11 protein-coding genes are annotated in these 13,002 nt (G+C 38.8%); 4 read left to right on the top strand and 7 right to left on the bottom strand.

The window, feature by feature from the left end; genetic code table 11:
- The first annotated feature begins 27 nt into the window (after positions 1 to 27).
- The gene (locus CLV96_RS06765) at positions 28 to 834 is read left to right on the top strand and encodes a hypothetical protein (RefSeq protein WP_004785480.1); all 807 of its coding nucleotides are present in this window, start codon (positions 28 to 30) and stop codon (positions 832 to 834) included.
- Positions 835 to 987: 153 nt separating this feature from the next.
- Positions 988 to 1,770 carry a hypothetical protein gene (locus CLV96_RS06770; RefSeq protein WP_004784647.1) on the top strand — a complete coding sequence of 261 codons (783 nt, stop codon included), beginning with the start codon at positions 988 to 990 and terminating at the stop codon, positions 1,768 to 1,770.
- Between the two features lie 122 nt (positions 1,771 to 1,892).
- Here CLV96_RS06770 and CLV96_RS06775 read toward each other — a convergent pair whose 3' ends face one another.
- From CLV96_RS06775 to CLV96_RS06790, 4 genes are all read right to left on the bottom strand, one after another.
- Complete coding sequence (locus tag CLV96_RS06775) at positions 1,893 to 5,072, bottom strand: efflux RND transporter permease subunit (protein WP_134151863.1); 3,180 nt, start codon at positions 5,070 to 5,072, stop codon at positions 1,893 to 1,895.
- A complete protein-coding gene (locus tag CLV96_RS06780) occupies positions 5,050 to 6,462 on the bottom strand; it encodes a TolC family protein (protein WP_004786373.1) in 1,413 nt (470 codons plus the stop codon). The genes CLV96_RS06775 and CLV96_RS06780 overlap by 23 nt, the downstream gene beginning before the upstream one ends.
- Before the next feature lie 3 nt (positions 6,463 to 6,465).
- The gene (locus CLV96_RS06785; protein ID WP_040917280.1) at positions 6,466 to 6,690 is read right to left on the bottom strand and encodes a YgaP-like transmembrane domain; all 225 of its coding nucleotides are present in this window, start codon (positions 6,688 to 6,690) and stop codon (positions 6,466 to 6,468) included.
- Positions 6,691 to 6,789: 99 nt separating this feature from the next.
- The gene (locus CLV96_RS06790) at positions 6,790 to 7,056 is read right to left on the bottom strand and encodes a metal-sensitive transcriptional regulator (protein WP_004786149.1); all 267 of its coding nucleotides are present in this window, start codon (positions 7,054 to 7,056) and stop codon (positions 6,790 to 6,792) included.
- Between the two features lie 41 nt (positions 7,057 to 7,097).
- On the opposite strand from CLV96_RS06790, the gene CLV96_RS06795 reads away from it, so the two are divergent.
- Positions 7,098 to 7,853: an SAM-dependent methyltransferase gene (locus CLV96_RS06795; protein ID WP_004784829.1), complete on the top strand. Its 756-nt coding sequence runs from the start codon at positions 7,098 to 7,100 to the stop codon at positions 7,851 to 7,853.
- Positions 7,854 to 7,863: 10 nt separating this feature from the next.
- On the opposite strand, the gene CLV96_RS06800 is transcribed toward CLV96_RS06795, so the two are convergent.
- Both CLV96_RS06800 and CLV96_RS06805 read right to left on the bottom strand, forming a co-directional pair.
- Positions 7,864 to 9,117, bottom strand: coding sequence for an NAD(P)-binding protein (locus CLV96_RS06800; protein WP_004787534.1), 1,254 nt, complete (start codon positions 9,115 to 9,117; stop codon positions 7,864 to 7,866).
- Positions 9,114 to 10,616 carry a succinate CoA transferase gene (locus CLV96_RS06805; RefSeq protein ID WP_004785617.1) on the bottom strand — a complete coding sequence of 501 codons (1,503 nt, stop codon included), beginning with the start codon at positions 10,614 to 10,616 and terminating at the stop codon, positions 9,114 to 9,116. Before CLV96_RS06805 ends, CLV96_RS06800 begins: the two co-directional genes overlap by 4 nt.
- Before the next feature lie 71 nt (positions 10,617 to 10,687).
- Here CLV96_RS06805 and CLV96_RS06810 point away from each other — a divergent pair, with 71 nt between their 5' ends.
- The gene (locus CLV96_RS06810; protein ID WP_040917279.1) at positions 10,688 to 11,098 is read left to right on the top strand and encodes a zinc ribbon domain-containing protein; all 411 of its coding nucleotides are present in this window, start codon (positions 10,688 to 10,690) and stop codon (positions 11,096 to 11,098) included.
- 18 nt (positions 11,099 to 11,116) lie between these two features.
- Here CLV96_RS06810 and CLV96_RS06815 read toward each other — a convergent pair whose 3' ends face one another.
- Entirely contained in the window at positions 11,117 to 13,000 is a 1,884-nt protein-coding gene (locus tag CLV96_RS06815; RefSeq protein ID WP_040917278.1) for an ABC transporter ATP-binding protein, read from the bottom strand.
- Positions 13,001 to 13,002: the final 2 nt, after the last annotated feature.

Here is a 13,002-nt window from a genome sequence, read left to right on the forward strand (position 1 = left end):
TTTAAAGAAAGGAAAAGGAAAAAAGAGATGCGTAGCTCAATCACAACAATACTTGCGATGCTGTTTGCAGGATCGCTCAGTGCACAAACTTACACTGTGTTCATTCACGGTAAGTCAGACAAAAACCACAATGGCGTGGGAACAACAGACGTAAACGGATACTGGGGATCTTCTACTAGCTCCGTTTCTGGATCTAAAATTTTCATCGGATATGATGGAACTTCTGACCCAAGAACTTACGGAACCGCTCGTGCACAAACAAACATTGCGACTGGGCTTACAAACTATTGCAAAGGTACGAACTCTTGCAAAATCGTTTGTCACTCCGCAGGGTGTTATGCGATTGAGTATTGGTTGTCTAACCTTGGTTCTACTGCATCGTCAAAAGGATTTAATCTTACAAAGGTAACGGCTCTTGCTGCTGCTTCCGGTGGATCAGAACTTGCTTCTGCTCTGAATGGAATCACTTTTGGATTTGGTGGAAATGCAATGGATAAATCGCTTATCGTTTCCACTGCTCGCGGTGCCTTCAATCACAACAATACTGCTGGTGTTGCCGTAAACCACGTTCCTGGTTACAAAGGTATGTTTGGTGCTTCTGCTATCCTTCCTGGAGAAGATGATTATGCTGTCGCATACCACTCTTCTTGTGGATACAACAAAGCTGGAGGCCTCAACAAATGCCAATCTTCTCTTACACAAAGTGAAGGAATCTGGCCTTTCAATTCCAACGTTACTTACACACAATACAGCGGACACTACCGTGCTCCGTCTGTAACTGCGACTGGTCTTTACCTCGACCACAGCGAAATCAAATCAGAGGGATATCGGTAAGTCGCCGAATTCTCCTTCTTTCTCTTCATGAGAAAGGAAAAGGTCAGCCATTTCGGTTGGCCTTTTTTTTGCCTTCTTCGTATATAATTTGACATATTTGACTTATTTATGGTATTTGTGTCGTAATATAGAAAATCAGGAAAGGGAAAAAAAATGCGAAGAACCATCACCACTGTACTTGCGATGCTGTTTGCAGGATCGCTCAGTGCACAAACATACACCGTGTTCATTCACGGAAAATCAGACAAAAACCACAACGGCGTGGGAACAACAGACGTAAATTCGTATTGGGGAACCTCTGCGAATACCGTTTCTGGATCTAAAATTTTCATTGGATATGATGGAACTTCTGATCCTAGAACTTACGGAACTGCCCGTGCGCAAACAAACATTGCGACTGGACTTACAAACTATTGCAAAGGGTCCAACTCTTGCAAAATCGTTTGTCACTCCGCAGGGTGTTATGCGATTGAATTTTGGTTGTCAAACCTTGGTTCGACTGCATCTGCAAAAGGATTCAATCTTACAAAAGTAACAGCTCTTGCTGCAGCTTCTGGTGGATCGGAACTTGCTTCTGCACTGAATGGCGTAACGTTTGGATTTGCTGGAAATGCGATGGATAAGTCTCTCATCGTATCCACGGCTCGTGGGGCATTCAATCACAACAACACTGGTGGAATTCAGATCAACCATGTACCTGGTTACAAAGGTGCATTCGGACCATCTGCAATCCTTCCAGGAGAAGATGACTATGCTGTGGCATACCACTCTTCTTGTGGATACAACCGCGCTGGTGGGCTTGATAAATGCCAAACTTCTATCGTGAGTGGAAGCACTACTTATACACAATACACTGGACATGTGAGAGCACCTTCTCTAACAGCAGCTGGATTGTATAAGAATCACAGTGAGATTAAAAACGAAGGAACTCGTTAATTCGTTTGTCTGACAAAAAAACCTTTGGTTTCTAGCCAAAGGGTTCGACTGAAAGGCTGAAAATATTTTCAGCCTTTTTTATTTTAAGATTAAATTGTATCATTCGAATTCAAAACCAAAAACTAACCGTGTTTGATCACACCTTGCCTTGATTTCCCAATCAACCAATAATACATGACAGGAACCGCAAATCGACTGAGAACTGTGGCCGCAATTTCACCAAACATAAGTGAGATGGCAAGACCCTGAAAAATTGGATCAAACAACATGACAAAGGATCCAACCACCACAGCTGAGGCAGTCAGTAACATCGGTCGAAAACGAACTACACCTGCATGGACAACAGCTTCTTTAAGTTCTACACCTTTTTTGATTTCACCTTCGATAAAATCGACGAGAATAATGGAGTTTCGAACAATGATCCCAGCTCCCGCAATAAATCCAATCATAGACGTTGCCGTAAAATAAGCACCCATTGCCCAGTGACCTGGTAAAATTCCAATAAGAGAGATAGGAATCGGTGCCATAATCACAAGGGGGACAGTGTAACTTTTGAACCACCCAAGAACCAAAACGTAAATGAGTAAAATCACAACAGCAAAAGCACCACCAAGATCACGGAACACCTCATAGGTGATAAACCATTCGCCGTCCCATTTGATCACAGGTTTTGTTGTATTCCAAGGTACATCAGCGGTTTGTGTTTCATATTTGATTTTAGGAGCAAGTTTTAACATCCCATAAACGGGAGCTTCTTCTGCACCTGAAAGTTCGCTCATCACATAGTTAACCGGCTTTAGATTCTTACGAAAGAGTGCCCTATCTTCTTCCTGATACACATTTCCCAAAACTCTTTCCGAGGAAACAACTCCGGATTCCATAGACATAATATTTTGGTTTTGAAATGGATTTTTTGATCCGCGTGCGCTCTGAACCACGGAGAGGTTTACTGATACTTCTTCCGGCTCTTCCGCTGTCGCCAAACTGACCAGAGGTGATTCAGAAAAAAGAATGGAACCAGTATAAGCTAAGGCAGAGGTTTTGATTCCAAATAGTCCAGACTTTTCGAAATCAATCGGATAGACTAATTTTGGGCGACCATTTCGAAGAGAGGTATCCAAATCCACAACGCTTGGTTCTTCTTTGAAAACTTTGTATATTTCTTCTGTCACACGTTTTCGCTCCAAAGCAGTAGGTCCATAGACTTCAGCTACCATTGTTGCCATCACCGGTGGCCCTGGAGGGATTTCCAAAACTTTAGTCACTGCACCGTAACGTTCACCAAACTTTTGTATATCGGATCTTAAAACTTCGATGACCTCATGGCTTGATTCTTTACGTTCATTTTTGTTCTTTAAAATCACCTGCAAATCATTCATCGAATCGAGGTTACGAAGAAAGGAATGTTTCACCATTCCAGAAAAAGAAAACGGAGCAGCTTCTCCTGCAAAAATTTGAATTTTTTCTACATTGGGATTTTTCAAAAGAATTTTAGTTAATTCTTCTGAATGACTCATACTTTCTCTAAGTGTTGTTTCTGATTTATAATCTAACAATACCTGAAACTCTTCTTTGTTATCGAAGGGCAACATCTTTACTTTTACCCACTTAAACCCAACAAAAGCCATCGAAAGAAGTAACAATCCAATGGTGACAGCGCCAAATACAGCTGCATTCTTTTTGAATCCTAACAACCAATTCATAAAACGGATATAAATTTGGTCGAGTTTGGATATTTTATGTTCGCTGGATCCATTTTCCACATGAGAATGATTTTCTTTTAGTAACCTCACAGATGCCCAAGGAGTGATGACAAAAGCAACAATCAAAGATAAAATCATCGCAAGACTTGCTCCCACGGGAATTGGTTTCATGTAAGGACCCATAAGCCCTCGAACAAATGCCATAGGCAAAATGGCAGCTATCACTGTAAATGTTGCAAGGATGGTAGGATTCCCTACTTCTGAGACGGCAACCAGTGTTGCTCGAATGATTCCCAACTTTGGATTTTCTTCCAAATGCCTTTCTATATTTTCCACAACAACTATGGCATCATCCACAAGAATCCCAATGGAAAATATTAGAGCAAATAAAGTCACACGGTTGAGTGTGTATCCGAGGAAATAATAAATGGCCAAGGTGAGTGCTAGTGTCACTGGGATCGCTATGGCAACGACAAGAGCAGATCTCCATCCCATCCAGAGCGCAATGAGAATCGTAACAGAAATGGTAGCGATTAAAAGGTGTTCAATGAGTTCATGCGATTTATCTTCCGCTGTACTTCCATAATCACGGATCACACTCAAACGAATTTCTTTTGGTAAATCTTTTTGAAAGAGATTTGCCCTTTCTAACAAATCCTTTGATAAATTAACAACATTCGTACCTTTTCTTTTAGCAAAAACAATCGTGACAGCATTTCGTTTTCCTTCTCCCAAAGATTTATCATACAATGCGGAAGATCTCGTTCTCTCTTCAGGCCCTTCTTCTACATTGGCTAGGTCCTGGATCCGGACCACACGACCTCCCCTCTGAGCAACAGGGAGTCTTTTGACATCTGAAATTTTCTTTAATACTCCGCCGACTTCCATGTCAAAAACGGAATCTGAAGACCAATTTTTTCCAGCAGGGATCAAAGCATCATTTTGTTTTAAACTTTCTGCTACTTCAATCGCAGTGACCCCGTAACGATTAAGAAGACTGGGGTCTATTTTCACACGAACGACTTTTTTTAATCCACCTAACATTTGTACAGAGGCTAAATCAGGGGTAGAAGAAAGTTCACGAGCAAGAGGAGCCACAAGTTGGCGAAGTGAATAATCATCCAAAGTGCCTGAACTAAAACTCAATGCTAAAAATGGAACGTCATCAATGGAATAGGATTTGACCATTGGGCTCAGTGCATTTTTAGGAAGTGAATTCTTTAATTCCATCAACTTATGGTGAATCTTCACAAGTGAAGGTTCAATGGGTTCTCCCACTTTAAATCGAACGGTGATATAACTTCCATGCCATTTACTTGTTGAATAAACGTATTCGACACCCTCCAACCCCCAAACAGCACGTTCGATAACCTCAGTAACTTTCCGCTCTGTTTCTTCTGGAGAAAACCCTGGAGAAGGAATTTGGATATCTATCATCGGAACCGAAATTTGTGGTTCTTCTTCTTTTGGTGTTAGGTAAACTGCGAAAACCCCCAAAACCAAACTTGCAATCGCTATCACTGGCGTAAGGCGTGAATGCAAAAAAGTTTCAGCAAGCCGACCTGCAAACCCTTTTCTAATTTCTTCCAATGGATTCATTTGATCCTTCCTTATTTGAAAATAATGATGTCTCTGTTCTTACTTGTAAAACTGCGATTTCGGTTTCCATTAATACACGAGCCAATTCTAAAGACTTATTCAATGTTTCCGCAAACTGAATGGCGTTTATGGCTCCACTTTGAAAGAGTCTTTGCATATTTATAATTTGTTCGTCTTGGAATTTTACAGTTTCTTTTACCAACTCTAAACTCTCTTTGAGTGATAATTCTTTTTGAAAAAGAGATTTTACATGTGCTTCTTCTTCTTTGGTTTTTTCTTCAATTTTTTTTAATGCTGCCTCTGCATTGAGTTTGGATTCTTCTACGACACCCATATCTTTAGGATTGTATAGATTCATTTGCAGATATACTCCTGCTTGGTAGGCATTGGCAGTATTTCGACTTCCATGGTATCCATAGGCTTCCGAATAGGCTCCGACTTTAGGTAAAAACTTTGCCGTTTCCATATCGGCTTTGAGTCTTTCACCCTCTGCATATTTAATTTGTGCATTCATTTGGTTGGATCGTTCGTAACCAGTAGGGCGTTTGAAATATGTATCTAAAAACACATTCAAATCAGTTTCGACGGTCTCAATTTCAGAGGGAGGGAGATCAGAAAGAACATATAAGGTTTCTTTGTAATCATTGATTTGTAGATCAGATTGTTTTTCTAAAACTGCGATTTGATTTTTGATCGACTTTAATGCAAGATAACCTGCATACCCAACTGGATTCCCTTTGTTACCGAGTGAATAGTTGGATTGAAACCTTGATTCAATTTTTTTGATTTGTTCCAATCTTCGTTTGTATTCATTCAAAGATTGAATGGCTCTATAATAAAACCCTGATTGTGCAAACTCTCTGTCGCGGATAGCAAGCCACTCAAACTTAAGACCTGTAGTACGCTTTTCATTCATTGCAGCTAGAGTTTTCCCTGATCCACCTTCATACAGAGGTAAGTCCATTCCGAGAGTTCCACGAGAATAAGTATGACTTCCTGGATAATTGAGTGTATCTTTTGCAAAAAGATTCATTGTGTCCGAGTTTAATGTCGAATAAGGTTGGTTATTCGAATCCAAGAAATTTCCAGGTCTATATCTGGTAGAGGCTGTAGAAAAATCTGAATCTGTCGCACTTCGTTGGCTAAGTTTTCCCATAAAATTTAAAGTGGGATCGTTAGTTTGGAAAGTACGCAAATCGGTATAAACTCGAGGTAACCAATGTTTATCGGATCTATCCTTGGCAATTTCCCCTGCCTTCCATTCCAAATATTTGGATTTTCTGGCCGAAGAATTTTCTTCGATTCGCTTCCACAAATCATTAAACCCGACGGCCTCTGCAGAGAGAGCCATCGGACCTACCAAAAGCAAAAAGCTAATGATCGATTTCATTGTTTAGTCCCTAACCTTCGGTTCAAAACCAAGTTTGTTTAAAAGAATTGCCATTGGACAAAAACCAACGGTTGAAAAAACAACCAAGTTTACACCCACAAGCAGATTCAATAAATACCACCAAGGCGAAACAAAGGTTCCGAGTGATACTCCCACTAAACTGAATAACCCAGCGATGAAATACACCACTCGTTCCAAATACCAAGTTTTTGTTGAAGCCAGAAACATTACCATACCCCCTATAGTATATAGATCCTAAAGCCATATATACCCTATGGGGTATATATGGCAAGCGCTTTTATGATTTTTTAAGTGGGGAGAGGGGAGTTAGAGAGAGAATGCGGCTGTAATGGCTTTTTTTACATCTGTTTCGATATTCTGAACGGATTTTTTCTCTTTAAAGCAGGTATCCATGTATTCGTGGATGTAAGCCTCGCCAAATTTTTTCATGGCTTGGTGGGCGGCTTTTAAAAGTAAAATTGCTTTTTCGCAATCTTTTTCTTCCGTCGTGATGGTATTCTTGATTGCTTCCAGCTGTCCCTGGATTCGATTGATACGATGGATCAGTTTGGTTTGGTTTTCCGAAAGGCTCATAGTATATACCCGGCAGGGTATAAGATTCAATCAAGCAAAAAATGACACCCTTCCCTTTCTCAAAATCACCCGCCTCCGTTCTTCCCCAGTCGTCCCCCTTTTATCTTTCCAATTTCGGGTTTTGGGATGGAGAAATTTCTTATGAAACAGCAGGACTTCGGTTTGTATCTGAGTTTGCCGAACGTTGTCAGTTAAAAGAAAAAACGAAAATTTTAGAAGTTGGTTCGGGACTTGGTGGGAGTTTGGTTTACTTTGCAAAAAAGTACAATCCAAAAAAATTATCTGCCATCAATTTACCTGGAGAACAATCCGATTTCGCAAAACAACTGTTTACTGAAAATAAGGTAGCTATTTCTCCTTTTTTAGAAGGGAGTTGGGAAGAAATAAAAACATTGGATGCCTCCAGCTATCATTATGTTTTTTCTTTAGATGCCTCCTATCATTTTAAAAACTTAAATGAGTTCTATCGTGAAAGTTATCGAGTTTTAAAACCAGGAGGAAGACTTGTATTCACACACTTTCAAATTACAGAAAAAAAAATGAAACCCTTTTGGTGGTTGTATCTTCCCTTTCTCATTCCCAAAGGGAATTTAAAGTTATTAGAAGAAACCGCTCAGGAATTAAAATCAATTGGGTTCGAAAAAATAAAAGAAGAGGATTGGACAAAACCCGTTCTATATGGGTTTATTAAATATTCAGAAAAATTGCCCACATCTCTAAAAACTTTTGGTTTCCTTTTAAATTGGTTTATCAAACATTTATGTCTTAGATACCATTACTACGTTTTTGAAAAATAAAAACTCTTTATCAATGTTGAATCAAGTCATCTATGTTTTGATTGAGCAACTGGGATGCGATGAGTAAAGAAGATTTTGCACCTGCCTCTAAAAGAGGAATTCCATAAAGAGAATAAGACCCACACAACCAAAGATTACGGTCCGGTTCAGAATGTAAAGCTGTGATCCTTTGAATGGCCTTTGCTGTTCGGTCATCCATGATTGGTCTTTCAAACTTCGCAATCTTCAATATATCTCCGTCCTTAGGAAGTTTGTGAGGATTCCATGTTTGGAATATTTTTTTACCTTTAAGCTCGGGGATAATTCTACCTAAGTCCAAAGTGACTTCTGGTTTATCATAACCATCTCTAATCTTAAACACCAAAGAGACAGATGGATTTAAAAAATACGACTCGTCAGTATGTAAAACAACATCACTAGATTCATAACGAAATTCACCTAGAATCTCTTTTTCTAACTCAAATCCAAAGCCAAGTAGATCTTTTCCTTGGTTTGCTTGTGTAGAAAGGATCACGTGATCAAATGTTTTTTCTTGATCGGTAAACTGTATGATTGCTTTACCATCTTTTTTATAAATCTTTTGGATGTCGGCATTCAAGGTCACGTTTTCTAAATTTTTCGTAAGGCGATTTACGATATCCCTTGTTCCCAAACTTGCCGTTTCTTGTGGTGTATAAGAATATCCTCGAGAGTGATATCCTATAATTGTTTCTGCTGGATAAGCACCCACAGTTTCAGTTTTACAAGTATTCACAAGTGCAAAGGTTGGGAGTAAAAATTCATAGATAAATTCGTTAGAATAACCATATTTGACAAGAAAATCTAAAATTGAAATATTGCTACTTTCTCGTTTCCAATCATCTTTTGCATTAGCATAAAACTTTAATAAGTCGGAAAAAATTCTGCGTCCCTTCCATGAAACAAATGAGTCAACCGTCGGAATTCCAAATGGAATACCAAAAATTTGATGGGATCGAAATCCAAAGACAGAATCGCCATTGGATTCAACTCGGAAGGAATAATCAACTGGTCTTGTTTTTATTCCTGCTTTTTCGTAAACTTGAAATAGAGTTGGGTAATAGTCGCGTTTGATCGTTCTGAAAGGGATATCAAACTCAACCTCTCCTCCATCAATCACTTGTTTAGCGCCAAATGCTGCCATACCAATCTCAGGATGTTTTTCAAATAAAGTCACATCTTTAAATTTACCTATGGCCCAAGCGGCAGTCAGTCCTGCAATCCCAGAACCAACAACTGCAATCACTTCATACTTCCTGTTTTTAAAAATTGTACATGCCAAGAAAGAGCTCGCTCCAAATCATGCGGAGTATGTTTCCCTTTAGAAACACGTAAGGCATTTTCATAATATTCGCGAAGTTTATCCCGGTAAATGGGATGAGCACAATTGTTGATAATCAGTTCTGCTCTTTTTTTAGGAGGACATCCTCTTAGATCAGCCAACCCATGTTCGGTGACAAAAACCATTGTCGAATGTTCGTTGTGATCTGTATGAGAAACCATTGGAACCACAGCAGAAATATTTCCATCTTTAGCAAGCGACGGCGTCATAAAAATACATAAGTGAGAATTTCTCGTAAAATCACCTGAACCACCAATCCCGTTCATCATTGATGTCCCCATCACGTGAGTGGAGTTTACATTTCCGTAAATATCAACTTCGATGGCAGTATTCATCGCGATAAGTCCCATTCGTCGAATCACTTCAGGATGGTTGGATATTTCTTGCGGGCGAATGACAAACTTGGATTTCCATTCGACAATATTTTCATGAAATCTTTTTAATCCAGCTTCAGAGAAAGTCAATGCAGACGTAGATGCAATTTCCAATTTCCCTGCATCGATTAAATCAAAAACAGAATCCTGAACCACTTCCGTATACATTTGTATTGAATGAAAATTTGGATCTTTTGCCATACTGGCAAGAACTGCGTTAGCAATATTTCCTACTCCATTTTGGAATGGAAGATATTCTTTTGGAATTCTTCCCATTTTAATTTCATGTTGTATAAAAGATAATACATGAGCCGCAATGTTCTGGCAATCTTCGTCTGGAGTTTTAAAAACAGTTGCCGCATCAGGTTTACTGGAACGAACAATCCCTTTGATTTTATCGGGAGAAACTTGGATGTATGGTAATCCAATTCGATCTCCTGGTGTCAGTATATTGATTGGAAGTCCCTTATCATGATGGTTTGGGAGATAAATGTCATGGTATCCCTTTAATTCTAAGGGATGTGTATCAGTCAACTCAACATAAATGGACTCCGCATTGCGGATGTATGTTGCACTCATACCAGATGAAGTAGAAAGATAAATTTTTCCATCGACGGTAACATCAATGGCTTCGACAATTGCAACATCAATTTTTGGCAAAATCCCATGTTCAATGTATTTTACAACATGAGATAAGTGCATATCGATGAAATCTGTTTCCCCTTGGTTGATGAGATTTCGAAGATGAGAATTAGACTGATAGGGAATTCTTAATTTTAAGGCACCCGTCCTTGCCAAAGCACCATCTAATTCTTCTCCGGTGGAGGCTCCGGCATACAAGTTAATAGAAAAATCTTTTCCTTTTAGTTTTTCTTCTTCGATTCTTTTAGCAAAGGCAACCGGAATGAGTTTTGGGTATCCTGCTGGTGTAAATCCAGAACAGCCTAAAGTGACATGTTGAGGTAGAAGTGCTGCCACTTCTTCTGCAGTTTTTAATTTTTCTTCAATCAGTGAGTTTGTAACGGCCATAAGTGTAAAATCTCTTCTATGACCAAAGATAAAGAGATTGCCTAAAAATAAAAAGTCCAAATTCTGAACGTATGGATTTTCTCTTGTATCTGTATTGTCTCGTTTTTGGAATCATTCTGATCGCTCCCTTTTTGTTATTTCACTACCGATTTCGACTGGATGAATCTCCATTCGGAAAGGATGAAGATGCCCATCTCAAACCAATTGCTGAAAAAAAAAGAAACCTTCTCGATTCACTCAAAGACATTCGTTCTGATTTTGACTCAGGAAAATTAACAGAAGAAGAGTTCCAAATCCAATCACTGCCATATATAGAAGCTTTGGATTCCGTTGAATTGGAATTAAAAATCAAGAAGACAAATGTAACTGTTTTAAGTTCTCCTAAGATCAATGAAAACTGGACTTGCTCTAACTGTGGTTCGTTTGTTGCTGTACCAAATGCAAAGTTTTGCCCTAACTGCGGAACAAGTAAGCTGGCTTAAATACTACCTATCTTTTAGTTAGGTGGAACCAGAAAACTGCATATCATACAAACGTTTGTATTTAGAATTCTGGTTTTTAAGTAAATCTGCGTGGCTACCACTTTCCACTATTTCACCATTTTCTAAATAATAGATTGTATCTGCAATTTTAACTGTCGATAAACGGTGTGCAATAATAATAACAGTTTTATTTTCATACAATCGAACGAATGCCTGTTGGATCAAACGTTCCGATTCAGTGTCTAAGGCAGAAGTAGCTTCATCCAAAATCAATACTTCCGGATTGGCAAGTAAAGTTCTTGCAATGGATATCCTTTGCCTTTGTCCTCCAGACAACATAACACCACGTTCTCCAACAATGGTATCATAACCTTCTTCAAAACCCTCAATAAACTCTGAAGCAAATGCGTCCTCAGCAGCGCGTCTAATTTCTTCTTCCGAAGCATCGGGTTTTCCAAAAGCAATATTTTCGCGAACTGAACCGTTAAATAGAAAAATATTTTGTGAAACGACTCCAATCCGTTTCCGCAAATTATCTAAACTTAGGTCCTTTGCATTCACCTCATCCCAAAATATTCCACCTTCACTAGGATCAATTAATCTCGGCAAAAGGTCAACTAACGTAGATTTTCCAGCTCCAGAAGAACCAACAATTGCAATAGTTCCCCCTCGTGGTAGCGTAAGATTGATATTCTTTAATGCATAAATTTCAGTGTTTGGATACAAATAAGAAACATTTTTATACTCAATGGATTTTGAAAGTGGACCCAATTGGTTAGGTGTGTTTGGTTCTTTAATATCAACATTTCTTCCTAAGATTTCGAACACTCGATCGCTTGCAATGACCGAAGCTTGGATTAGATTTACAAGAATACTCATTTGTTTCAATGGACGCATCAGGAATATCAATGTTAGAAAAAAAGCGATAAACATCCCTTTAGAAAAGCTGGAATCTTCTAATAAATATGCACCTATTCCTAAAAAAACCATCGTCACTACGGAACCAGATAACTCAGTTAAGGCGGGTCCAATTTGATGATAAAAATGAGTTTTAAAAGTTTTGTCCGATAGATTCTGATTTACTTTTAAAAATCGATTTGCTTCTTTGTCCTCCATGGAAAATGCTCGGATGACTCGAATTCCAGAAATGACCTCTTGAAGATCGCCGTTTAATTCTGACAATTGTTCCTGTTGATTCTTCGTTGTCCTTCTAATTCGATCAGCGAATGTGCTTACAGGACCTACGATTAAAGGAATTACAATAAACAATAAAAAAAACAATTTCCAGCTTAACACAAGTAAGATCATTAAATGTGTCACGATATAAAAGAAATCATTGATTGCATCTTTCAAATCATTCGAAACGACCTTACCAACAATATCAACATCGTTGATCACTCGACTCATAAGAACGCCGGTTTTTTCACGATAAAACTCATTGAGTGGCAATACTTGTAGTTTTTTATATAATGCTTGCCTGAGGTCACTGACCGCAAGAAGTCCCGCTGAGTTGACAAAGTAGACCGTTCCCGCAAGGCAAATTAATTTCAAAAAATAAATTGGTAAAATGATGAGACAAAATAGATAAACCAAGTCATCTGGTTTTTTATCTGCAAGTTCTTCGTTTGTCTTCTGCTTTAGGTTTGCGAATTGCCATTCCCAATATTTGAGTCCTTCCAGATGATCGGGTTTTTTATATTCCGAAAGGAGGGATTGGTCCTTTTTCGTTAATGCGATTTGAAACTTGTAATTTTCACCGGTTCCCAAAGAGTCAAAAATCGGAATGAGAGACGTGAGGGAGGCCCCATTAAAAATGGAAACAAATATAGACAGGAAAACACCGAGGCTAAGTCTGTATTTGTATTTTGCCAAGTATGGCCAGAGTTTTCGGTAAATCTTCACGT

The sequence above is a fragment of the Leptospira meyeri genome (genome assembly GCF_004368965.1).
Lineage (GTDB): Bacteria > Spirochaetota > Leptospiria > Leptospirales > Leptospiraceae > Leptospira_A > Leptospira_A meyeri.

Bases quoted from the DNA above. Each gene is read 5' to 3' on its own strand.
- CLV96_RS06765 (WP_004785480.1), top strand. From the start codon at position 28: ATGCGTAGCTCAATCACAACAATACTTGCGATGCTGTTTGCAGGATCG.
- CLV96_RS06770 (WP_004784647.1), top strand. From the start codon at position 988: ATGCGAAGAACCATCACCACTGTACTTGCGATGCTGTTTGCAGGATCG.
- CLV96_RS06775 (WP_134151863.1), bottom strand. From the start codon at position 5,072: ATGAATCCATTGGAAGAAATTAGAAAAGGGTTTGCAGGTCGGCTTGCT.
- CLV96_RS06780 (WP_004786373.1), bottom strand. From the start codon at position 6,462: ATGAAATCGATCATTAGCTTTTTGCTTTTGGTAGGTCCGATGGCTCTC.
- CLV96_RS06785 (WP_040917280.1), bottom strand. From the start codon at position 6,690: ATGTTTCTGGCTTCAACAAAAACTTGGTATTTGGAACGAGTGGTGTAT.
- CLV96_RS06790 (WP_004786149.1), bottom strand. From the start codon at position 7,056: ATGAGCCTTTCGGAAAACCAAACCAAACTGATCCATCGTATCAATCGA.
- CLV96_RS06795 (WP_004784829.1), top strand. From the start codon at position 7,098: ATGACACCCTTCCCTTTCTCAAAATCACCCGCCTCCGTTCTTCCCCAG.
- CLV96_RS06805 (WP_004785617.1), bottom strand. From the start codon at position 10,616: ATGGCCGTTACAAACTCACTGATTGAAGAAAAATTAAAAACTGCAGAA.
- CLV96_RS06810 (WP_040917279.1), top strand. From the start codon at position 10,688: ATGGATTTTCTCTTGTATCTGTATTGTCTCGTTTTTGGAATCATTCTG.